The organism is Nostoc sp. JL33 (assembly GCF_017114985.1).
GTDB lineage: Bacteria > Cyanobacteriota > Cyanobacteriia > Cyanobacteriales > Nostocaceae > Nostoc.
Window position 1 is genome coordinate 1 of the sequence record NZ_JABXKP010000051.1, and the last position, 23,260, is coordinate 23,260.

Below are 23,260 nucleotides of genomic sequence, written 5' to 3' on the forward strand. Positions count from 1 at the left end.
GCGAACCCATTTGTTATTTCGGCGATGCCTACGGCTGGCTACGCCTACGCATTTGCTATTTCGGCGATGCCTACGGCTGGCTACGCCTACGCATTTGCTATACTACCGATCTACTGATCCCATGATGATAAGCTGTTATGTATACAACTTGCATTATCAGGGCGGGCTTTTCGGCCCACCCCACAATCATATTGAAAAAATATTAGTGCAAATTAAAGGCGCAACAGCTTATCGATGATCGACAAAACCTCTGGAGTCTCGACAGCCGCCTGCCAGTCGTAAGCAAAATAGACATTATTCCAGTTTGCACTCAAACTGGTCATAAGTGGCGATGTCTGACGACAAGCCGCTTCGCGTCTACGCGAAAAAATTCGTTTATTGCCAAACTTTTATGCGATTTTGTGTTGCCTCTTATTACTAGGAAACTAATTAAATGCTTTATCTTCATCAGCCTCTAGTCAGATAAAAAAAATACTTTTAAATAAGTATTCCGACTAGGGCTTTTTTCTTTATAGTTCTGTCTAGGAAGGGATTTCAGAAAGCTCTGACTTCTTTCGAGAAAGGTATAACCAAAAAACAGTAGTTTTGTGTATCGCGTTACTAGGCTAGATAGCGAGTCAAAGTAAGCCTTGCGATCGCCTGACATTTGGTGCAATTCTTTCTAAGGCACAAAGCACACTAAAAAGGGGAACAACACTCTTGTTCCCCTACGAACGCTCTATATTCCAATACGGTTCAGTTAGTGCCAAAAACCTTAAACTGCGTAGGTTGGGGAGCCACTGCGTTGGGCGGGTTTCCCGACTTGTTCGCGTAGCGTCTCCCCTTGGGAGAAGCATGTGGCGTTTGAGGAACGAAACCCAACATTTCCGAAGCTTTGTTGGGTTGCGCTTTGCTTAACCCAACCTACAATTTTTCTTAACCCAAGCGTATTGCTCTATATTCCATGCAATTGCAAGCGGCTATAAGTTTTTAGCGATACCTTCTCTACGAGACGCTACGCGAACGGTGAGCTTCGCTAACGCAAAATTTCAGATAACTGCAAATCAGCTTTCGTCTCGCCCGTGAGCTTGAGCGGGTGGGCTGGTTGCCTCAACAGCAGTGAATGATTCTAAAATTTTATAGGTGTGGCTGGCTCCTTTTGGTACTACCCAAGAACTCCCAGGCTCTAGTAAAATCGTTTGCCCTTCAATATGCAATTCTGCACGACCATTGATTACATAACCAACAGTTTCATATTCTCGCGCTGTTGGCTCTTTAGGTTCATTCGGTTGCTCATTCTCCCACAGGCGCATGGAAATACTTTTGCCAGATGCAAGATATTTCTGGCCAAGTTGACCTTTAGGGGAATGGCTAGAATCTACTTTGATAACGGTTGTATCAGACATATTTTTTGCCTCTTTTAATTTTAAACTTTGATTGTTTAATCAAACATCGAAGGTTAGGTATTAGGTATTGGGGACTGGGGATTAAGCATTAGACATTGGGAAACTCTTCCCTATTCCCCATTCCTGACTACGGTTTGAGTACCACTTTAATGCAGTTATCTTTTTTGTGCTTAAAAATTTCGTAGCCGTGGGGCGCTTGTTCTAGAGGTAAAGTATGGGTGATGATAAATGTGGGATCGATTTCACCGTTTTGAATCCGCTCTAGCAAGGGTCGTAAATACTTGTGGACATTCGTTTGTCCCATTTTGAAGGTTAATCCCTTGTTCATGGCAGCACCCATTGGGATTTTATCTAAAAAGCCACCGTACACACCCGCAATCGATACGTGACCACCTTTAGCAGCAGACACTATTACTTGCCGTAATGCCGTCGGACGGTCTGTTTCTAGACGTACTGCTTGCTTTACCTGGTCGTAGAATGCCATAAAATCTGTGCCGTGTGCCTCCATACCCACTGCATCTATGCAAGCATCGGGGCCACGACCGCCAGTCAATTCTTTGAGTGCTTCGCCAATATTGACTTCTTCGTAGTTGAGAACTTCAGCTTTGCCGTATTCTTTAGCCATTTGCAGACGTTCGGGAACGCGGTCAAAGGCGATTACCCGTTCTGCACCTAGCATATATGCACTTTTTATGGCGAATTGCCCGACTGGGCCACAACCCCAAACGGCGACAATATCACCGGGTTTGATGTTGCAGTTCTCGGCTGCCATATAGCCAGTGGGGAAAATATCTGTTAAAAATAGCACTTGCTCATCCGTTAAACCATCGGGGATTTTCAGCAAGCCAACATCGGCAAAGGGTACTCGTGCATACTCTGCTTGACCACCAGCGTAACCGCCGAATAAATGAGAGTAGCCAAATAGACCTGCTGGGGAATGGCCCATTTGCTTTTCTACTAACCAAGCATTGGGGTTAGAGTTGTCGCACAACGACCATAAATCTCGATTGCAGAAAAAGCAACTACCGCAAGATATAGTGAAAGGAACAACGACGCGATCGCCTACGTTGAAATTTTTAACTGCACTTCCAAGTTCTACGACTTCCCCCATGAATTCATGACCAAGGATATCGCCCTTTTGCATGGTGGGAATGTAGCCGTCATAAATATGCAAATCTGAACCACAAATTGCCGTGGAAGTAATTTTAATAATCGCATCGCGTGGGTTGATAATTTTGGGATCAGGAACTGTATCCACACGCACATCGTTTGCTCCATGCCAGCAAACTGCTTTCATAATTATTTAGTCCTTAGTTGTGATTTTTGGCTAGTTAATATCAAGATAAATACTCGATTTAACCTGATTTGGAGACGCGATAATATCGCGTCTCGGTAACTACTCAAATCTGGTTCAACAATCTATGAGTCAAAAATTTAGACTCTAATGTTGCGACAAGTTTAGGTTCTATCTCTCAGTTGCTTGCTAGGAGGATTGTGGTAATAACCCTCTTTATCTGTATCTAATGACCGAGCTTTTCCTTCGGCTTTGTTTTTTGTAGGATCAAAAAACTCTTTTGTAGCTCTAGGAGTTTTTTCATCCAAGTTTAACTTTTCGCGGATAGTATCAGCAGCTTCTTTTAATGGATTTTGGCTATTTGTTGTTTGGGTATCGTTTCTGACTTCACCTTGTCCGTCTGGTACTCCTTTATAATAAGTGCCTTCTGGAGTTTGAACATCAGCTTGTGCTACATTAATGTCGCTAAAAGCCTGTCCCAGTAAAAACATAAATCCTACCAGAAAAACTACAATTATCTGGGAGATCCGAATATTCCGCAGCCATGAAATTACTCGATTCATAAAAAACCTCAATTGCATTATGTTGGGTGGACAATTCAAAACCTTAAATCATTATTCACCATTCAGGGTTTTAGAACAACTTTGATACAGTTATCCTCTTTTTGTTGAAAGATGTGATAGGCGTGGGGTGCTTGTTCTAGAGGCAATTGATGGGTGACAACAAAGGATGGATCAAGTTTTCCATCTAAAATCATCTGCAATAACGAATGCATATATTTTTGTCCATGCATTTGTCCCATCCTAAAGGTTAAACCCTTATTAAAGGCTGCACCCAAGGGGATTTTGTCTACAAAACCACCATAAACACCCATGATTGAAAGAGTCCCGCCTTTACGACAGGCGACCATCATTTCCCGCAGGACGTGGGGACGGTCGGTTTCCAATCTGAGCTTTTGTTTTGTCTGGTCGTAGAAGTCTTCTAAACCAACCCCGTGTGCTTCTAAACCAACGGCATCGATGCAAGCATCGGGGCCACGACCACCAGTCATCTCTTTCAACGCTTCGCCAGCATTAACTTCTTCGTAGTTAATCACTTCTGCTTTGGCAAACTTTTTCGCCATTTCCAGGCGTTCGGGAAAGCGATCGATACCGATCACTTTTTCGGCTCCCATCATGTAGGCGCTAATCATGGCAAATTGTCCAACAGCACCGCAACCCCAAACGGCTACGGTATCACCCGGTTGAATATCGCATAATTCTGCGCCCATATAACCGGTGGGAATAGCATCGGAGATGAATAATAGCATCTCATCCGGCAAGTCTGGCGGAACTTTGACGACACCCACATCAGCAAAGGGTACACGGATATATTCTGCTTGTGCGCCTGCATAACCACCTAACATATGAGAGTAGCCATAAATGGCTGAGGTGATATTGCCAAATAATTTTTCTTCAATCCAACCGTTGGGATTAGAGTTATCGCACAATGACCACATATCACGTTGGCAATAATGGCAATTACCACAGCCAATTGTGGAAGGAACAACAACGCGATCGCCTATTTTTAAATTGTTGACTCCCTTACCAACTTCCACGACTTCCCCCATAAATTCGTGACCAATAATGTCACCCTGTTGCACTGTGGGAATATAGCCGCCATAAATATGTAGATCAGAGCCACAAATCGCCGTGGAAGTAATTTTAATAATTGCATCACGCGGGTTGAGAATTGTCGGATCTGGTACCGACTGTACCCGCACATCATTAGCACCGTTCCAGCAAACTGCTTTCATAGTTCTTAGTCATTGGGCATTGGGCATTGAGCAAATAACTAGTACAACGTGGCGGAAATCAAGCTACCGTTTTAAAACTTGCAAAAGCCTTGATATACAAAACTTTTGACTTTTGACTTTTGACTTTTGACTTCCGCCCTGCGGTATTAGCTGCGTCCAGAAGTTTGACCTTCAGTAGTGGCAATTTCGCCTGCTTCCATTAGCATCTTGAAGCGGCGCAATTCATCACCAATTTGCTGTTCTGGTTCTTCGCCAAAAAGTTTAGCTACAGTAGCTCCCAACGCTCCACCTGGTGGGTTATACTCCAAAACAACCTTGACTTCCGTGCCGCGATCGCCTGGTGCTTTTTTGAAGCGGACAAAACCAGAATTATCAACGTCTGCACCTTCCACAGAAGCCCAAGAAATAAACTCATTTTCCCGGTCTTCGAGAATATCTGCATCCCATTCTACGGTATTATCCAAGGGTGCATTGGCAATCCAATGAGAACGTTTTTCGTTATGCACCTTGACAGATTTGAGATGCTTCATAAATGTGGGCAGATTCTCAAAGTTATGCCAAAAGCGATACAATTCTTCTGCCGATTTATTGATAGTTACCGTCTTTTCAACTTTGATGGTTTGGTTTATTCCTATTACTTCTTGTGCTTTCTGGATTGTGCTTTGCTTGGTTGCACCTTGATAAACCAAACCGCCACCTGCTAAAGCCGTCAGCGCTCCCCGCAATGAACCTTGCCTTAAACCCATTAGTACCATCGCACCGCCACCAATCAGAGATGCCCAACGCTCTACTTCACTAGCTTCAGTCTGGCTTGTATTTTGTTTATCGCCTGATGTTGAACTCACTTTTTTATATCTCCATCAATTCTCTGATTTCTCAGCCCTTTGCTAGAGGCGCACAGCTAGCTAGCTGTGCGCCTCTAGTAGCGCTTCCTTACATCGATACAGCAGCCCCTGTAGTCGGCTTAGGAGGCTGAATCTGAGCTACTACCCGCGCCCGATATAGTTCTACTAATCCCTGTTCGTATTTCAATGAATCGTGGTAAATTTCTTTGAAAATAGCAGTTGCTACTGGATCAGTGAACATTGCAGACAAATTGCCAATATCGCCGATACCAGTTTGCACATCCCCCAAAGCGGAACGTAACTGATATATGTCATCACTTCCTGTCAAGGCAGTTTTCACCTTGGCATACTGATTAGCAACATTTGCCCCTAAAGAAGGCTTTTCGCCCAATCGCTGAAGATAGGTTTCCAGTTTTTCAATGTGGCGCTGTTTCTTAGCAATGATTTCTTGAAAGACTGATTTTACTTCGCTATCTGATTCCTTTTCCAAGTACTTATCAAATGCTTCTAGCGAATAACGTTCACCAGCAAGGGCACTATTTAAACCTCTGGCAATTTCACTTTTAGTTGAGCCACCCCAAGCATCACCCAGTTTCCACCATTCAGCAGTTGTGTCTTTCTCATTTGGTAATGCAGCATCTTTGCCACCATAACCCAAACGACTTAAAATAGCTGTGGTGAAAATTGGCAAGTCTCCGGGTTCACGAGATGTAATCAAATTCCCGTCAACTACCACCGGCTCATCTAGATATTTTGCGCCAGCGTTGATCATGTCCTTGGCAATAGCGATAAAACCAGTGGCTTGTTTACCTTTGAGCAAGTCACCTTCAATCAAAACTTGTGGCCCGTGGCAAACCGCAGCTACCAATTTCCCTTGTTGTATAGCCTCTTGAACAAAGCGTACTGTGTTGGGATTTCGCCGCATTTTATCGGGAGCCATACCACCAGGAATCACTACCGCATCGAATTCGGCTGCGATCGCTTCTGTCGTAGTACCATCAGCTTGTGTGCTAAGTTTGCCGCGTTTACCCTTATATTTTTCATTCATTCGGGAACCGAGGACTACTACCTCCATTCCTGCTTGTTTTAGCCCATTATAAGGAACTATAAATTCTGCATCCTCTACTGCCTGTTCAATGAGAATGGCAACTTTTTTATTACCGGAATGATTTTTATGGTCAGTCATAGATGGTATTACCTGTTCATTTATACTAGTTTTTAACTAGCTACAATCTTCATCAATTAGGACATTTAAACAGCGAGTAATTTTATTTTTGCTCAAAGATAAAAAATAGCTATGAGAGAGAAGTTGGCTACTGAACAATTTCGGTTTCATAACCCCTAACTCATAACCAAAAACTTCAACTACAAGTTGCTTGACCATGATTTCATATTTCCAATGGTATGGTGCGATCGCTAATTTAGCTTCGTTCCAAGGGGATAGATTATTTTATTTCTAAAGCTATACCTCTCTAGTTAGAGAACTTGATCACCGGAAAAGGTTATTGTGAGAATGCAGAAAAGGGCTAGGATCATGGCAAAAAAAAATCATCATGACGACGAAATTAAAAGCAATGATTTGCCACAAGAGATTACTGAATCCTACGGTACTGGTGTGAAAGACTTGTCGGGATACAATATTGGTGGGCAATCAACGGCAGCACAAAGAGACCAGAACACAGAAACTAGTCCTGAATTCACTGCTGGGGATGTTGATACTTATTGGCAAGATGCAGATGCAGTTGGGGATGAAGCTGTTGGTGGTAGTACTTCCATTCCCGAACAAAATGTAACTGAGGAGCTAGAAGCAGCCGTAGGGCTAGAAATGGATGACTCTGAGTTTCTGCATACTAACGATATTTTAGAGAAACGTGACGGCGATCGCTGGGAGTTAGATCCAAAGTCTTCTGAAGATTATCAAAATCGGCGAGAATAACCTAAATAAAATCAGAAGTCGTATTCCTACTGTAGATTTCCAAATTGGATGTCGCTAAATTGGACAGTGCTTAGAAAAGCACTGTCAAAATAAAATTAACATCTATCTACCGAAATAGCTCTTAACGAATATCTCAATTTTTTAGCATTCCAATTGCCAAATCCTTGTCCTTGCCAAGGATTTTTTTGGCTTATGACATTGGGTGTATTTATCCAACTGTAATACTTTGAATGCAGGACTACACGCCGCGCGATTTATTTTCTGTATCTAATTGTTCATCTTTATGATTCCAATACATCTGTCTTCAGTAGGGTAAAACTGCAAATGTAAATTTGATAACGTTGTTAACAACACTGATATATTGCAATTGGAGTTAATAATGACATACACGCAAACTAACGATCCAACTATTCATGAACATGTTCAAGCTTGGCAAAAGTTGGATGTGGATCAACAGCTTGCTTTGTTTTGGTTTATTTACAAAGAAATGGGGGGTTCAATTACTCCAGCCGCCCCTGGTGCTAGCACTGTCTCCCCAGAAATAGCTGAAGGTTTATTTAATCAAGTTAAGGAATTATCTCACGAGCAACAATTACAAGTTCAGCGTGACTTGATTAATAAAGTCGATACCCTAATTTCTCGTGAATATGGCTCTTTGGGTGATACCACCAAGCTCCTATTTTGGTATAGATTATCTCAAGGGATGGATACTGGTACTATCATTCCTGTACCTTCTGACTATGAACTTCCCTCAGAATCTAAAGAGTTGTTTGGCAGAATTCAAGGATTAGAGTTTGAGCAACAGATTACTCTTTTCCGTGATTATGTTTCGCCAATGGGCGCAGAAGCAAAAGCAGGTGCTGAAATTTAGCAATTTTGAAGTTTTCAGGCTGCTTGAGGGTATCTATTAAGTCATTTCTACCCTTCTCTTAGAGCTTGCTATATCCGCCAGTCGCTTAATATAAAAATGAATTTTGATGACTGGCGTTTTTATTTTTTGTTGATAAATAAATACAGAGTAAAAACGAAAACTCTTACTCTGTAATTATCTATGTCAACAGTTATCTGCTTGGGATGAATTATTGCCAACAGAAGAGATTTACTCAAATCTATTGATGTTCGTTCTGTTTATAAGCAAAGCGATAGTCGAACTGGCTGAAGGCAGGATTACAATTTTCACTTAATAATTTTTTAGTTAATTACTTCGAGGTGTTTATGACTTCTACCAACGTCAATTTTTTAGAACAAAGTGTAACAAAATTTCAGAGTTTGGATATAGACGATCGCCTGACGGTTCTAGCGTTACTGTATACTGAAATTACTGATGAAATTCCCGCGCTCTGTCTCAATAATGTGCCAAATGAAAACAGTGCAAATTTAGTTGCACAAATTCAAAACCTGCCTCAAGCGGAACAGCTTTCTGCTTTGCGTCAGTTGCTAAACCCAGATGAAGTAGGAGAAACGCCAATTCCTACTCAAGAGTATACTTCAATAAGCGTTGAGGATAAATTGGCTTTTTGGTATCAATTAGCCCAAAACTTGGGAACCACAATTATCGGTGTACCAAATGACTATATACCTTCGGAAAAAGCTACAGAAGTCTTAGATTTACTTCACACACCGAACATTGACGATTTAGTGACTTTCTTCAAGCGGGTGCTGTAAGAGTTTTAAGTCGTAGGGGCGAACAATTTTATGCCCCTACCACAGCAAAGAATATTAATTTTCTTTAATCACTGCTTGATAGCGACCTAGAGCGATTAAAGGAAAGTATTGTTGATACATATGATACTTGAGATAAAAATGGCAGGGAAAGCCAGTACCTGTAAAGTCCGCCTCAAACCAAGTACCATCTGGCTGTTGAGTTGCCACTAAGTAGTCAATTCCCCGCTCAATCACATCAAGAGCTAATTTACCAGTAGCTTCACCTGCTGCCAAGAGGCCAATTAAAGCCCAAGCAGTTTGAGATGCAGTACTATTTCCTTTTCCTTTAAGACTGGGATCGTCGTAGCTGCGGCAAGTCTCACCCCAACCTCCATCTGGGTTTTGACATCCGACTAACCAAGCTGCTCCTCGTTCTATACTGAGTTTATGCCGTTGAGGGTCAATCAAGGCCAAGGCTGAGAGAACACCACTTGTGCCGTAGATATAATTTACACCCCAACGACCAAACCAACAGCCTTCGGTTTCTTGTTCGCTGTGAAGATAACTAAGCGATCGCTCCAAATTATAACTATCAATTGCCAAATCACAAGCACCCAGCATTTCTACAACTCTAGCCGTAACATCTGCGGTGTTTGGATCAATCATCGCTTTCAAATCGCCATAGGGGATGGAATTAAGCCAATCTTGATCGTTATCCAAATCAAAAGCAGCCCACCCACCTGGTTTACATTGCATAGATGCAATCCAGTTTAATGCACGAGCGATCGCAGCCTGCTTGATTTTTTCATTCGGAAGTTTCGCCAAATGTAGAGCCATCACCACCACCGCCGAGTCGTCTACATCTGGATAAAAGCGATTGTCAAACTCAAACGCCCAAGCCCCTGGTTTTCCTTGGCGATTTTTTACAGCCCAATCTCCGTAATCTAAAATTTGTTTTTGCAGCAACCATTCTCCAGCCTTTACCACAGCCGGATGATCTGGTGCAAAACCAGATTCTACCAAAGCACGTATCGCCCAAGCTGTATCCCAGACGGGTGAAACACAAGGCTGTACTCGGTAACTATCTTCTGTTTCAATGGCAAAGTTATCAATTGCTTGCAAACCTCGTTCCACAATGGGATCGCTTCGGTCATAATCCAGACAGCGCAAAGCTAGCATTGAATTCAACATCGCCGGAATAATGCCGCCCCAGTCCCCTGTAGCTTCTTGGCGCTCTAAAATCCACTTTTCGGCGGCTTTGATGCCCTCTTCACGAAAGGGTACTAAATTCAGACTTTCTGCCAACTTGAATCCCCGATCAAGGGTGAGGAATAAATCTGTCCAATCGCCACTTTGGGGTAATTCCCACCGGACTTGATCAACACCTTCAACGTATAGCTCATCTAGGTTGATAGTTGGATCGGTGAGAAAAACAGGTTTGCGATCGCATACAATCAGCAATGGTACTGTGCTGGAACGTGCCCAACTAGACATTTCGTAGATATTAACTGGAAAAGCTTTTGGCAACAACATTATCCAAGGCGGTAGTGAGGGAATACCGCGCCAGTTGTAGCAGCCAATCAAGGCTAGGTGCAACTTGGTAAAAATCCGAGTTTTACTAATACCACCCCGTTGGAGAATAAAAGCTTTCGCCCGAATCATCGCCGGATCGCTTGCTGGTACACCTAGCAGCCTCAGCGCCATGTAAGCTTCAACCGAGGTGCTAAGTTCTCCGCCATCACCGTAGTAAAGTTCCCAGCCGCCATGCTGCCGTTGCTCTTGACGCAGATATGCTTCAACTTTGTCTAAGGGTCTTGTTTGGTCTGTTCCCCAAATCTTATGCAGAAGGACGACTTCAGCAGTGATGGTAACATTAGATTCTAACTCTGCCCACCAATAACCTGCGGGATTTTGAATCGAAAGCAGATATTCTTGGCTGGCTGCGATCGCTGTTGCGACTTGATTGACTTTTACCCTGTCTTGTGTTTGCATCAAATACTATTTAACCTCAACACCCAACACTAATTATGAACACGGCAATATTATGATGAAAAAATTTTTTCTCTATCAGTAGACATAGTATTGTGTCTGAGTCACTGAGAATTTGCAATAGGTCATGGATGTAATTGTATTAGGATTGATGCTGTTATCCTTGACAATTTGGTTAGGATTACTGTGTTTTTGGGGACAGTTTTGGCGGACAGACCAGCAATTAGAGGTAGAGACGTTGTATACAACGTCTCTACAATCGTTACCTGCGGTTTGTGCCGTGGTTCCAGCCCGTAACGAAGCTGAGTTGATATCAGCCAGCTTGCGATCGCTCCTACTCCAAGATTATCCTGGTTCTTTCAACGTGTTTTTGGTAGACGATCGCAGCACAGACCGGACAGCAAATTTTGCCGAAGGGGTTGCACACGCTGTAGGTAAACCTCAGCAATTGCATATTATCTCAGGCGAAACACTGCCGAATGGTTGGTCGGGCAAACTTTGGGCAGTTGAGCAAGGTATAAAGAGCGCGAGTTTATTTGCACCTGACTATTTTTTGCTGACTGACGCAGATATCAAACATGATCCTGGTAATCTTCGCCGACTCGTTGCTAAAGCTGTGCAGGAAGATTTAGACTTGGTTTCTGTAATGGTGCGACTCAGGTGTGAAAGCTTTTGGGAAAAACTTTTGATTCCAGCTTTCGTCTTTTTCTTCCAAAAACTCTATCCTTTTCGCTGGGTGAATAATCCCAACAATGCCACAGCCGCCGCAGCTGGCGGATCTATTCTGATCGCCCGTGAAGCTTTAGAGCGAATCGGCGGTATTCAAGTCATTCGCCAAGCTTTAATTGACGATTGCGCCCTGGCTGACGCTGTTAAAAAGAGTGGGGGAGTAGGGAGTAGGGAGTGGGGAGTGGGGAAGCAGGAGAGCAGGAGAGACAACCATTCCCAATGCCCCATGCCCAATGCCCCATGCCCAATGCCTAATCAAGGGCGTATCTGGCTAGGATTGAGTACTTTAACTTGCAGTTTGCGTCCCTATGACTCGCTGGCGACAATTTGGGATATGGTTGCGCGTAGTGCCTATACCCAACTGAATTATTCTCCATTACTACTATTGGGAACTTTGGTAGGAATGCCTCTGATTTATCTAGTTCCACCTGTGTGTGTAATTCTGGGTGCAGTTTGGAGCAATTGGGCGATCGCATTTACAGGTTTATTAGGATGGCTGTTAATGACTTTCGCTTACTACCCAACAATCCGCTTTTATAAATGTTCTCCTTGGTTAGCATTTAGTTTACCTGCGATCGCTTTTCTCTATACCTTGATGACTCTAGACTCAGCACTACGTCACTGGCAAGGGCGCGGCGGCGCTTGGAAAGGAAGAGTTTACCCCAACTCAGATAATTTATAGCTGGGATAAAATTAGATTTAAAAATTTGAATCAAGAAGCAAAAGACCTTATTCAAAATGGGACAATTTCTTGAGTAAGTTGGTCTATAGTAGCAAAATCATAACCTTTATGACGGTTACAGGATAAACAAGAAAGTGCCAAATTATCAGCAGTAGTTTCACCCCCATGTTTGACGGCAATAATATGGTCTACTTCATGGGTATAAATAGAAAAGTTTTGATAGATTCGGCAATATTCGCAGCGTGCTGAAGCTCTCTGGGTGACTAACCTACGGAGTTCCACAGAAATCGAATTAGAAGTCATATTAGCTGATTGCAGAATAAGCTCGTGCTTTTAAGAAAATCATCATCTGCTCTAGCTGCTCGTAAACATCTAATTCTGCTAATTCCATTTGACTGAGTGTTGCAGAGCGATTTTTTTCAAGTAGTTCTTGTAGGCGTGTTTGAGATTGAAATGAAACTTTAAAATTAATAATTTCTTCTGGTTTTGGTCCCTTAATTAAAAAATCAATAATTTCTTGATAAACTGCTGGAATATTTGTAGTCTCAGGGTTAACTGTTGGTTGAATAGTTATTGGTAGATTAACAACGTCTAGTAATCGCCAAAGCAATTCGGGTAAGCGATTTTGCAGAGGTTCTAAACGTTGAGCTAGTTCATCGGGAATTTGAATGGTGAATTCTGCCATTGGTGCTTTTGTTGCAATTTTGCACTTTTAAGAATATGCATTTTATCCTAATTATAGCTTTCAAACTTACCTCTGCATCAGATGCCATTGCTTTGATACGGGCATCACACCTCAATAGTTAGCGGCACGTAGATTTTTTTGGATCGCCCGCCTTATATTTCACTAGTGATTTGTCCTTATCAAATACAGTGGTCAAATTTAACGCGCGAAAGCTAAAATTAAACTAAACCGAAAGTGGTTGATTAAAAAAGTTATGACAACCGCAACACCAACAGATAATCCTGTTATTGTACCCAAGAAGCTGCCTTTTCTGGAATCAATTTGTTGGCAGACAGCCGATGTCTATCGGTTTACTCCAGAACAAATGCTGAGTCGCTACGAGCGTGGTTGGCAATATTACAACCTATTTAATAATCTTGAGGGTGAAGAACTCCATTTTCTTCAGGAACTCGCCAGACGGTATAAATCTTGGTTGCAAGTTTGTTTATGACCTTCAGATTTGAACACCATAATCAAATTCTCACAGTTCTTGAATGCTTAGATTCGGACATACTTAGGAAGGGTTCTGCTTACTTCGGTGGCGGAACCCTTCTGGCATTTGAGTTTAAAGAATATCGCTGGAGTAAGGACGTTGATTTTATCGCTTCTGTTGGTACAGAAGGCTACAAATACCTGCGTACAGTGGTATTTGAGGGTGGGCATGAAGCATTATTTCGGGATTTAAGTAAAATTCAAGTTGGACGTAGCACAACTGACCAATATGGAATTCGGATGATAGTTTTTGTAGATGATCTGCCGATTAAAACGGAAATTATTGCCGAAACTCGTTTTCAACTAGACCCACCAAGATATCCAAAGTGGTCACTTGTTCCCTGCTTAAGCTTCAATGACTGTTTTACCTCTAAGCTGCTGTCAAATTCTGACCGTTACGCAGATGACAGCGTTGAGGCAAGAGATTTAATTGATCTAGCAATTCTCAGGCTGCGATCGCCAATCCCTCAAACATCAATTGAGAAGGCAGAGAAAGCCTATGAGGTTATACGTCCTTTAAAAAGAGCGATCGCACGCTTTCAAGAAAGACCAGATTACAGGCAGAAATGCTTTCTTGGTCTGCAAGTTGATCAAGCGCAGATACCCAAAATTATCGACGGTATTGATTTACTCGCTATAGATTTAGGTTTATCTTATACTTCAAGGGTTTTTCGAGAACAACATGATATCTTTGCTGATTTAGAAACACAAAATGAAAAACGAGAAGATTTTTAAACAGGTCATGCCCAATGCCCCTAAATCGTTGAAGCTGTTTGTTTCGTACTGGCGGGTTCAACAGGCAATGGTCGAGCGGCTTTTAATACCGCATCCAGCAAGCCTGGAAACAGCACCTCCAAATCTTCACGCCGCAGTATGTTAATATGGTGCGTCCCTTCTTTGCGTGTCAAAACTATGCCCGACTCCCGCAAAATCTTAAAATGATTGGACATCGTAGACTTGGCGATCGCAAAATCAAACCTCGCACAGCATTGTTCCCCCTCAGTCGCCAGCAGCCGCACAATCTCTAGCCGCACTGGATCGCCCAATGCATACAGCACTCCCGGTAAAGAAATATTTTTTCGATCTGGATGATAAAGAAATCTCATAGTTGCATTATCTCACCAAGTGGCATATATTTTTATTATTCGATATTATCGAATTATAGAATTAATTAGGAAGGCAATTTTATGTCATCCATTACAAATGTCACAGAAGCCACATTCAAGCAAGAAGTCTTAGAAAGTGAAATTCCGGTCTTAGTAGACTTTTGGGCACCGTGGTGCGGCCCTTGCCGGATGGTGGGCCCAGTCGTCGATGAAGTTGCTGTTGAATACGAAGGACAGGTGAAGTTTGTGAAGCTGAACACAGATCAAAATCCTACTGTCGCCAGCCATTATGGAATTCGTAGCATTCCGACGCTGATGGTTTTTAAGGGAGGTCGGCAAGTCGATACTGTTGTAGGGGCAGTTCCAAAAACCACCTTGAATAAGACCTTAGCACAGCATCTTTAATCTAGATACTATTGGTGAGAAGCATTTAGTTTGCAGTCTTCTCTAGCCAAGGGAGCCAGGAGTCATAATACATAAGACTCCTGACTCTTGTACAGACGCGATTAATCGCGTGACTCCTGTACAGACGCGATTAATCGCGTGACTCCTGTACAGACGCGATTAATCGCGTCTCTACTCAATACTCTTGTACAGACGCGATTAATCGCGTCTCTACTCAATACTCCTGACGCATGTATTCTGTTTTAACTAACGGGGAAAGAGCGAAATGGACTTGAAATTGCATGGTAAATCCGCGCTGGTGAGTGGCTCAACCGCAGGTATTGGTTTTGCGATCGCCCTTGGGCTAGCTCAAGAAGGTGCATCAGTGATTGTCAACGGTCGGTCTGAAGAACGAGTAGCCCAAGCGATCGCCAAAATTAAGCAAAGTACACCCGACGCGAAAGTTTCTGGTGTGGTTGCTGAGGTCGGCACTGCATCAGGAGTAGAGCAACTCGTTCAAAAAGTTCCTCACGTTGATATTCTGATTAACAATGTAGGTATTTATGAACCAAAAACCTTCTTCGATATTACTGATGAAGACTGGTTAAAGATATTTGAGGTTAACGTCCTCAGTGGAGTTCGTTTGAGTCGGCAATATCTGCAAAAGCAGCTAGAGCAAAACTGGGGGCGGATAATTTTTATCTCCAGCGAATCTGCAATTCAGATCCCAGTGGAAATGATTCACTACGGCACAACGAAGACAGCGCAACTTGCCATTGCACGAGGTCTAGCAGAAATGACTGTCGGGACTGGAGTCACAGTAAACTCTGTCCTACCAGGGCCAACCCGCTCAGAAGGAGTTGAAGACTTTATCACCAAGCTGGCGCAGGAACGCGGTATTAATCCCTCTGAAGTTGAGACTGAGTTTTTTGAGAATGTGCGTCCAACTTCCCTAATTAAACGCTTTGCAACTAATGAAGAAGTAGCAGCGATCGTAGTTTACCTTTCTAGTCCCGTAGCATCAGCAACTAATGGTGCAGCTTTGCGGGTAGATGGTGGTGTTATTCGGTCGATTGTTTAGTTAATACGCTTTGCATGAGACTGGGGAGTAGGGGGAGTAAGGGCTCAATGCCCAATGCCCAATGCCCAATGCCCAATGCCCCATGCCCAATAATTTGGAGATATAACCAATGACTACTGATATCAACTTATTCTCTCCTTACCAATTAGGGAATCTGGAATTACCTAACCGGATAGTGATGGCACCCTTAACCCGAAACAGGGCTAATGAGGGAAACGTACCATATCAACTTAATGCGACCTACTACACCCAACGTGCTTCCGCCGGACTGATTATTTCTGAAGCAACACAGGTAACTCCTGAAGGACAGGGCTATCCCGCTACACCAGGAATTCATTCACCCGAACAGGTGGAGGGATGGAAGTTAGTAACTGATGCTGTACATCAGCAGGGAGGGAGAATTTTTCTGCAACTATGGCACGTAGGCAGGATTTCCCACCCCGACTTCCAACCAAATGGAGCTTTACCTGTGGCACCTTCTGCAATTGCTCCTAAAGGTGAAACTGCAACTTATGAGGGGCCAAAACCCTTTGTAACTCCCCGTGCTTTAGAAACTTCGGAAATACCGCAGATAGTCGAACAGTACCGTCAGGGAGCGGCAAATGCCCTCTTAGCTGGGTTTGATGGGGTGGAAATTCACTCAGCTAATGGTTATTTAATAGATCAGTTTCTGCGCGATCGCACCAATCAACGTACAGATAAATATGGGGGTTCCATTGAGAATCGCGCCCGATTTCTCTTAGAGGTAACAGAGGCAGTAACTAGTGTATGGGATTCTAACCGAGTCGGAGTACGTTTCTCTCCCAGTGGGACTTTTAACGATATAGGTGACTCCAATCCCCTGGAGACATTCGGTTATGCCGCTCAAGCGTTGAACCAGTTTAATTTGGCATATCTGCATATTTATGAGGCAACAGAAGCAGACATCAGACATGGCGGGATAATTGTACCCACTAGTCATATACGCGATCGCTTTATAGGTACACTGATCGTCAATGGTGGTTATACCCGTGAAAAAGGCAATGCGGTACTGGCAAACAAAGCAGCAGATTTAGTTGCCTTTGGCACATTATTTATCTCAAATCCCGATTTACCCCGACGCTTGGCTTTAAATGCACCACTGAATCCGCCAAATGAAGAAAGCTTTTATGGTGGCGGTGAAAAGGGATATACAGACTATCCATTTTGGTCGGCTGCTAACGAGCCGGTAGCTAAGGCGTAATTCGTAATTATGACTTCATGACTGTCTCTTGGGCCTGCCGTAGACAAGTAGTTTGTTCTGAAACAAGGAATAATTTTTATTTTTGTTTCCTGAATAAATATATTCGCTTGTATCCTAATAGACATTAGTGCCGCCGCAAGCGAGTCTGCGAATGTCATTAGGAATGATTTTTGTCAAAACTCAACTATCAGGAGAATCTCATGAGTTCTATCACCCAAACCCAACCTTTAGATGTACCCAGTGCGATCGCTAAACGCCGTGCAATCAAAACTTTTGAAACAGACCCCATCGCCCCAGAACTACTCAAGCAACTGGTAGAGTTAACCGTAGCTGCACCCAGCAGTTATAATCTCCAGGACTGGCAAATTATTCTTGTGCAAGATGAGGCGCAAAAGGCCGCATTGTCAGCAGCATCTTTTAATCAACAGCAAATTGTTCAAGCACCTGTAACTTTTGTCTTTGGTGCCGATCCGAACGCCAGCGAACAAAACTTCACCCCAATTCTAGAGCAGGGACTCGAAACTGGGGCATGGAATGAAGGTACAATAAACTACTTTAAAACCGCCGTCCCGCAATTTCAAGCTGGGCTGGGCAACAAGCGACGCGAATATGCCATTAAAGATGCGATCATTGCCGCTACCCATTTGGTATTAGCAGCCGAAAGTCTGGGTTTATCTACCTGTTTTATGAATGGTTGGCTTGAAGACAAGGTGAAAGAAGTGATTGGTGCAGGAGATAATCCAGATTTAGCGATCGCTGTTTTAGTTCCTGTTGGCTATGCAGCCGAACCACGCTTAAATCCAGGCCGTTTGCCATTCTCCTCCAACGTCTCTGTAGACAGAATCGGTAATCCTTATGCAGGGTAGTTCTCTGTAACATTATATATTCCTAACTCCTGTACAGACGCGATTAATCGCGTCTCTCCTAACTCCTGTACAGACGCGATTAATCGCGTCTCTACTCAATACTCTTGTACAGACGCGATTAATCGCGTCTCTCCTGACTCCTAACTTTTCTACCCGCCTAAAGTCCGCGTATAAATTACCTGACTTTGGGAATCATAGAGGAAAAGGGACAGGTTGGCATTGTCACTAATTACAGCTAAGGCTTCCCGTAGGATTTGCAAGTGATTGGTAACATCAACAGCAGTTTCTGAGTTCTTAGAATAAGGATTAGCCAAGTTATTTTGCCTTATTTGGTCATACTCAGGGGTTAGGCGGACAATAATTCTTGTGTTGTCTATGCTAAATGTGCAAATCCGAATTCCATTAATACAGGTCTTATCTAAGTCGGTGTGGGTTTGTTGCAAACTACTAACAGCTTGTACTTTTTCTTGTGCTTGTTTGAGGGCTGCTGAATAGGGTTCGATCAGAGACTGAGCCTGAGTGTAGTACAAGCTATCTTGAGAAACTTTTTTAGCAGTTTGCAAAGCCTGATCCCAGTATGTCGCTGCTGCTTGCCATTGGTTTTGTTGCTGATAAACTTTGGCTTGCTTGGCGGTGCTAACGGCTTGTTGGTAGGTTTTAAGAGCAAATTGTTCTTTTGTAGCGCGATCGCGTGCTGCGACTAGTTTAGGTTTATAATCTATCAACAGCTTTTGGGCTTGTTGGTATCCAGCGCTAGTCTGGGGAATAGTATTCAAGGCATTAACTACCACCAGCCAAGTAGACTGCACCTTTTGCCATTCATTCAAGGATTTAGCAGTAGTTTCCCCGTTCTCGGCTGCATTGGCTACAGCTTTTGCTGCTGTTAGTTTTTTCAGCCATTTTTCCTCAGTAAATATCTGTTGATTTACAACGTGCAGACGGACACGATAACTAAGTAATTTCCCTTGCACCAGTCCATAGAGTTCACTACTGGAACTAATGGTTTCTAGCGGCGCTATTGCCTGTCGCCATAAGTGCTGCCTAGCTTGTAATTCCTCTAGGCTATATGCAACTTTTTCTGCCGCCAAGGATGCCATCTGAAAAGCCTTGACCACCTGGTTGATTTTTTCTGATCGTCCAGACAAAGTTGCTTTTAGTTCTTCTGACACCTGGTAACGGGGCGACCAACTAGGAATTCCATTCAGGGCTGCGCTGGCTGCCGCAAGTTGCTGTTGTACAGCAACTAATTCTTTTTCAGACTTGGCGCGGCGCATCAGTTGGGGAGATTTTGTTTTTAATTCCTCGGCGTTTTGTATTTCTTTACACTCGGACATCACACAAGGGGGAGTCAAGAAGTAAGCACCACCGCCTAAGACTACAATTCCTACCAACACTGCACCCAGTAGGATAGATTTGACTTGGAATGCTGGCTTTGAAGCCGACAAATTCGGCGCATCTGCAAACGGGTCAAACGGCTCCTCCTCTTTAGTCTCATCGATTGATGGAAAATATGTCAGAGATGATGAGGGGGATGAGTAAGATATTGGTTCCTCATCTCCCCCTGCAAAAGTGCTCCCTATCTTTGCATCCTCCCTGCTCCCCGTCTGCTTCAACGCCAAGAAACATTTGGCATAAGGGAGTTGTTCGCCAAAAACTCTGAGAAAACATTGTACCCCCTGCTCTTTGTGGGGTGCTAAAGACTGAAGTACTTCCTCAATGACTGCAAAAATTAGTTGAGCGTCAACTATTACATCTGATGCGTGTTGCGTTAAAATCATTAGCCCGTCTTTATTGACGGCACACTTAACCTCGAAGACTTCAGCCGTTGAGACTTCTACAAGTAATTGTTCCTGCAAAGTTTTGGCTAAAAGCTGTAAATCTTCCTGCTGGACTGCTACTTTCATAGAGCTTTCCCGCTAAATTTTTATATTGTTTTGATTATCTTTAGGGAGATGAAACGAACTTTCTCGGTTTGTTGAATGCAAATGCACAGTTTAACCAATCACAGCCTGAAAATCTGAACGACCAACTTTCTAACACAAATTCTGACTTTTCACCAAAAATTAAAAAAGCAGTTATTGTTCGCCTCGCTACATTTTCACAGTACTAGATGCAAAAATAAATAATCTATCTTCAGATATAAATTACAAATAAAAAATGGGAATAATAGAGTTATTAAGTATTTTCACTGCATTATTTGGCGATAATTAAATTCACAGGAGCTACTGCTGTACAAAACTCTGGTTGCAGAGTAGCTGTGACAAAATAATCCAAGGGTTAAGAAAAGGCTGCTATGTCAGAGGGTTTTGACAGAAATGCTAGTTATCTTCTATGCTGGGAAACTTACTGAGGAGATTAATTATGTGTTGTGGCTCTGGCACAAACAGGTTGACTATCGAAATTAATGTGCCTCATTTGCTGAATTCGATAAAATTGATCCGTGAAAAATAAGTTTTTATAGCTGCCAAAAGCTTAATTCTGCAATAAAGGTGCTGCAAAATATTAAGACAGGACTTGCCTAAGGTTTGGAAAGTGTCAATACAAGGTGTATCAATGGATTTGTTAGAGTACCAAGTTAAAGAATGGTTTGGGAAGATAGGCATTCCGGTATTGCCCTCCCAACGAATTGACCATCCTACAGATTTGAAACGTTTAAAAATTCGCTTTCCAATTGTACTGAAATCTCAAGTACATGGAGCGGAACGGGCAAAAGCTGGTGGAGTCAGGTTTGCGGAGACGACAATCGACGCGATAGCAGCTGCTCAAAACATCTTTAGTTTACCAATATGGGGCGAATTGCCGGAAGTTGTGCTGGCAGAATCCCAATACGATGCCAAGCAGGAATTTTATCTAGCGGTGGTTTTAGACACTGCTGTTTGCCGGCCAGTACTTTTAGGTTGCAAAGAAGCAGACATCGATTGGGAATCGGCTGGGGAAAGAATGCACCATGTTGTCGTGGAACAGGAATTCTCGCCATTTTATGCCCGACGACTAGCTTTGAAAATGGGTTTGCAGGGAAGCCTGATGCAGTCGGTAAGCAGCGTTGTCCAGAAGATGTACCAGTTATTTGTGCAAAAAGACCTGGATTTAGTCGAAATAAATCCCTTGGCAGTCAGTGCTACTGGTCAAGTTATGGCTCTTAATGGTAAAGTCAGGGTCAACGAACGGGCGATCAAGCGTCATCCCGATCTTGCCGAGATGGCGGCAAAAATTATCAGCCGTCATACCAGTACTGAAATCAACGGTATTTTGGGCGACTGGGATGGTGTAAAAATGCATGGTAAAATCGGTATTTTAGGTAATGGTACTGGTTCAGTGATGACAACTTTGGATTTAGTCGCTAATGCTGGTGGCAATCCAGGTGTTTGTTTGAATCTACGTCATGTTTTCCTCACAGATACTACACCAACTACATTCCGCGATCGCCTAGAGACAGGTCTAAAAATCCTGGAGGCTGACAAAAGCATTCAAGTAATACTAATTAACTTTATGGGTAGCATTCCTCAAACTGAGGAAGTGGCTGAAGTTATAGCCAGAGTTGTGCAGCAAGACCACAGCGAACTTCAATCACAGGTTGTACATTCTAATGGTAGTAAAAGTCGGCGAGAACTGAATTTTTCACCCTTAGTTGTCCGTCTTGCTGGTTCTGAATTTAATGCTGCTAGAAAATATTTAGCAACATTAAAAACCCACAGCGACGCGCTTTTGGTGGTAGAAAATTTAGATGAGGCAGTGGCGGCAGCAGTTCGTCTTGCTAAACCAAGGGCTAATAAGAAGTAGTAAAAATTGAATAAATCCGACACTATAAACATGTCCTTTTTATCCCCAGTGGTTCAAGGCGCTGGGTTGCCAAACTTACGGTAATTTTTTATGAACCTAACGCCAGATAGCAAAGTATTAATTCAAGGCTTTTGTGAATTTATATCAGGCACTAATGTTGCTCAAATGAAAGCTTATGGCTCGAATTTGATCGCCGGTGTCAATCCTGGATGTGGCGGACAGGAACTGCATGGACTGCCAGTATTTGACTTAGTAGAGGAGGTAATAGAACAATTTGGGGCAATTGACACGACAATTATCTGTGTAGATCCTTACGACGTGCTAGATGCGGCATTAGAAGCGATCGCATCTCATATTAGCCAGATTATTATTATCACTGCTGGCGTGCCGCCTTTGGATATGGTGCAATTACTCCGCAAAGCCGAAGCCTGTGAAACTTTGGTAATCGGGCCCAACAGTCCGGGGATCATTGTGCCGGGAAAAATTCTTTTGGGTACTCAACCTAGCGAGTTTTATACTCCTGGCCCAGTGGGGATCGTTAGTCGTAGTAGTACTCTCACCTACGAAGTTGCTTACGAATTAACAAAAGCAGGTTTGGGGCAGTCGATTAGTGTCAGTATTGGTAGTGATGCGATCGTCGGTTCCTCCTTTCTCCAATGGCTGCAAATTCTCGATGAGGATGAAACTACACAGGCGATCGTTTTAGTCGGTCAACCTGGTGGTGGTAGTGAAGAAGCAGCAGCCCGGTACATTGCTGAGGCAATTGATAAACCAGTAATTGCCTACATTGCAGGCAGACACGCACCACCAGGAAAAACTTGGCGTCAAACTGGGACTTTAGCAACGGTTATCGGACGCGATTCTAACTTTGGTACAGCTCAAAGTAAGTTAGCTGCTTTCAAAGAAGCGCAAGTTTCAGTAGCTGAACGTCCTTCTCAGATTCCAGAATTATTGAGAAAGGAGATTAACTAATCTAACTTTTCATGTCATGTGGAAAAGCTAACGATTAACCTAACCCCCTTCCCGACGCTCTAGGGGGAAAATTCCAAGTCCGGAAACCGCACCTGTACCAGTGGCTCCTCCTTTTAGGAGAAGGATGAAGAAGAGAGGTTTTCCAGATGCCGCGAAAAGCCAGATTAACTAATAGACATAGGAGTGAAAAAAAATGTAGAGACGTAGCACTGCTACGTCTCTACTAATTCCTAATGAATAGATGTTACAAAAAGCTTTTGTGCGTTTAATGTAGGACTTAGAGGGTGTTTATAAATAAAAAATAAAGAGCACCATAGTAATTCCCCCAGGACAG

23 protein-coding genes are annotated in these 23,260 nt (G+C 43.1%); 12 read left to right on the plus strand and 11 right to left on the minus strand.

Features of this window, described 5'->3' with window-relative positions; all coding sequences use genetic code 11:
* Positions 1-1,043 precede the first annotated feature (1,043 nt).
* The 6 genes from HWQ23_RS13615 to HWQ23_RS13640 all read right to left on the minus strand — a co-directional run bounded on the left by HWQ23_RS13615 (position 1,044) and on the right by HWQ23_RS13640 (position 6,505).
* Entirely contained in the window at positions 1,044-1,385 is a 342-nt protein-coding gene (locus tag HWQ23_RS13615; RefSeq protein WP_292829069.1) for a cupin domain-containing protein, read from the minus strand.
* A 127-nt stretch (positions 1,386-1,512) separates the two neighbouring features.
* Positions 1,513-2,682: a zinc-dependent alcohol dehydrogenase gene (locus HWQ23_RS13620; protein WP_292829071.1), complete on the minus strand. Its 1,170-nt coding sequence runs from the start codon at positions 2,680-2,682 to the stop codon at positions 1,513-1,515.
* Between the two features lie 161 nt (positions 2,683-2,843).
* Complete coding sequence (locus HWQ23_RS13625; RefSeq protein ID WP_292829073.1) at positions 2,844-3,242, minus strand: hypothetical protein; 399 nt, start codon at positions 3,240-3,242, stop codon at positions 2,844-2,846.
* A 62-nt stretch (positions 3,243-3,304) separates the two neighbouring features.
* Positions 3,305-4,474 carry a zinc-dependent alcohol dehydrogenase gene (locus HWQ23_RS13630; protein WP_292829075.1) on the minus strand — a complete coding sequence of 390 codons (1,170 nt, stop codon included), beginning with the start codon at positions 4,472-4,474 and terminating at the stop codon, positions 3,305-3,307.
* A 146-nt stretch (positions 4,475-4,620) separates the two neighbouring features.
* The gene (locus HWQ23_RS13635; protein ID WP_292829077.1) at positions 4,621-5,319 is read right to left on the minus strand and encodes an SRPBCC family protein; all 699 of its coding nucleotides are present in this window, start codon (positions 5,317-5,319) and stop codon (positions 4,621-4,623) included.
* 88 nt (positions 5,320-5,407) lie between these two features.
* Positions 5,408-6,505 (minus strand): DJ-1/PfpI/YhbO family deglycase/protease, encoded by a 1,098-nt coding sequence (locus HWQ23_RS13640; RefSeq protein WP_292829079.1) that lies wholly within the window; start codon positions 6,503-6,505, stop codon positions 5,408-5,410.
* 348 nt (positions 6,506-6,853) lie between these two features.
* On the opposite strand from HWQ23_RS13640, the gene HWQ23_RS13645 reads away from it, so the two are divergent.
* The 3 genes from HWQ23_RS13645 (at position 6,854) to HWQ23_RS13655 (ending at position 8,920) form a co-directional block, all read left to right on the plus strand.
* Complete coding sequence (locus HWQ23_RS13645) at positions 6,854-7,255, plus strand: DUF6335 family protein (protein ID WP_292829081.1); 402 nt, start codon at positions 6,854-6,856, stop codon at positions 7,253-7,255.
* A gap of 379 nt (positions 7,256-7,634) precedes the next feature.
* Complete coding sequence (locus HWQ23_RS13650) at positions 7,635-8,126, plus strand: orange carotenoid protein N-terminal domain-containing protein (protein ID WP_292829083.1); 492 nt, start codon at positions 7,635-7,637, stop codon at positions 8,124-8,126.
* Positions 8,127-8,470: 344 nt separating this feature from the next.
* Positions 8,471-8,920, plus strand: coding sequence for an orange carotenoid protein N-terminal domain-containing protein (locus HWQ23_RS13655; RefSeq protein ID WP_292829085.1), 450 nt, complete (start codon positions 8,471-8,473; stop codon positions 8,918-8,920).
* Positions 8,921-8,974: 54 nt separating this feature from the next.
* Here HWQ23_RS13655 and shc read toward each other — a convergent pair whose 3' ends face one another.
* Positions 8,975-10,891, minus strand: coding sequence for a squalene--hopene cyclase (gene shc / locus HWQ23_RS13660; protein WP_292829087.1), 1,917 nt, complete (start codon positions 10,889-10,891; stop codon positions 8,975-8,977).
* A 124-nt stretch (positions 10,892-11,015) separates the two neighbouring features.
* On the opposite strand from shc, the gene HWQ23_RS13665 reads away from it, so the two are divergent.
* Positions 11,016-12,299 carry a glycosyltransferase gene (locus HWQ23_RS13665; protein WP_292829089.1) on the plus strand — a complete coding sequence of 428 codons (1,284 nt, stop codon included), beginning with the start codon at positions 11,016-11,018 and terminating at the stop codon, positions 12,297-12,299.
* Positions 12,300-12,350: 51 nt separating this feature from the next.
* Here HWQ23_RS13665 and HWQ23_RS13670 read toward each other — a convergent pair whose 3' ends face one another.
* Positions 12,351-12,602, minus strand: a complete 252-nt coding sequence (locus HWQ23_RS13670; RefSeq protein ID WP_365741360.1) for an HNH endonuclease — start codon at positions 12,600-12,602, stop codon at positions 12,351-12,353.
* A gap of 1 nt (position 12,603) precedes the next feature.
* Positions 12,604-12,984 (minus strand): hypothetical protein, encoded by a 381-nt coding sequence (locus tag HWQ23_RS13675; protein WP_292829091.1) that lies wholly within the window; start codon positions 12,982-12,984, stop codon positions 12,604-12,606.
* A gap of 253 nt (positions 12,985-13,237) precedes the next feature.
* On the opposite strand from HWQ23_RS13675, the gene HWQ23_RS13680 reads away from it, so the two are divergent.
* Entirely contained in the window at positions 13,238-13,474 is a 237-nt protein-coding gene (locus tag HWQ23_RS13680) for a hypothetical protein (RefSeq protein WP_292829093.1), read from the plus strand.
* Positions 13,471-14,250 (plus strand): nucleotidyl transferase AbiEii/AbiGii toxin family protein, encoded by a 780-nt coding sequence (locus tag HWQ23_RS13685; protein ID WP_292829095.1) that lies wholly within the window; start codon positions 13,471-13,473, stop codon positions 14,248-14,250. The genes HWQ23_RS13680 and HWQ23_RS13685 overlap by 4 nt, the downstream gene beginning before the upstream one ends.
* Positions 14,251-14,270: 20 nt before the next feature.
* Here the strand turns inward: HWQ23_RS13685 and HWQ23_RS13690 are convergent, their stop codons facing one another.
* Positions 14,271-14,621 carry an ArsR/SmtB family transcription factor gene (locus HWQ23_RS13690; RefSeq protein WP_292829097.1) on the minus strand — a complete coding sequence of 117 codons (351 nt, stop codon included), beginning with the start codon at positions 14,619-14,621 and terminating at the stop codon, positions 14,271-14,273.
* A gap of 81 nt (positions 14,622-14,702) precedes the next feature.
* On the opposite strand from HWQ23_RS13690, the gene trxA reads away from it, so the two are divergent.
* The 4 genes from trxA (at position 14,703) to HWQ23_RS13710 (ending at position 18,174) form a co-directional block, all read left to right on the plus strand.
* A complete protein-coding gene (trxA, locus tag HWQ23_RS13695) occupies positions 14,703-15,026 on the plus strand; it encodes a thioredoxin (protein WP_292829099.1) in 324 nt (107 codons plus the stop codon).
* A 265-nt stretch (positions 15,027-15,291) separates the two neighbouring features.
* A complete protein-coding gene (locus HWQ23_RS13700) occupies positions 15,292-16,086 on the plus strand; it encodes an SDR family NAD(P)-dependent oxidoreductase (protein ID WP_292829100.1) in 795 nt (264 codons plus the stop codon).
* 109 nt (positions 16,087-16,195) lie between these two features.
* Positions 16,196-17,308, plus strand: a complete 1,113-nt coding sequence (locus HWQ23_RS13705) for an alkene reductase (protein WP_292829101.1) — start codon at positions 16,196-16,198, stop codon at positions 17,306-17,308.
* Between the two features lie 200 nt (positions 17,309-17,508).
* On the plus strand, positions 17,509-18,174 hold the full coding sequence (locus tag HWQ23_RS13710) for a nitroreductase family protein (RefSeq protein WP_292829102.1): 666 nt from the start codon (positions 17,509-17,511) through the stop codon (positions 18,172-18,174).
* Between the two features lie 149 nt (positions 18,175-18,323).
* On the opposite strand, the gene HWQ23_RS13715 is transcribed toward HWQ23_RS13710, so the two are convergent.
* Positions 18,324-20,078: a hypothetical protein gene (locus HWQ23_RS13715; RefSeq protein WP_292829103.1), complete on the minus strand. Its 1,755-nt coding sequence runs from the start codon at positions 20,076-20,078 to the stop codon at positions 18,324-18,326.
* Positions 20,079-20,727: 649 nt separating this feature from the next.
* Between HWQ23_RS13715 and HWQ23_RS13720 the strand changes: the two genes are divergently transcribed.
* Entirely contained in the window at positions 20,728-21,954 is a 1,227-nt protein-coding gene (locus tag HWQ23_RS13720; protein WP_292829104.1) for a succinate--CoA ligase subunit beta, read from the plus strand.
* A gap of 90 nt (positions 21,955-22,044) precedes the next feature.
* Entirely contained in the window at positions 22,045-22,926 is an 882-nt protein-coding gene (locus HWQ23_RS13725; protein WP_292829106.1) for a succinate--CoA ligase subunit alpha, read from the plus strand.
* Positions 22,927-23,260: the final 334 nt, after the last annotated feature.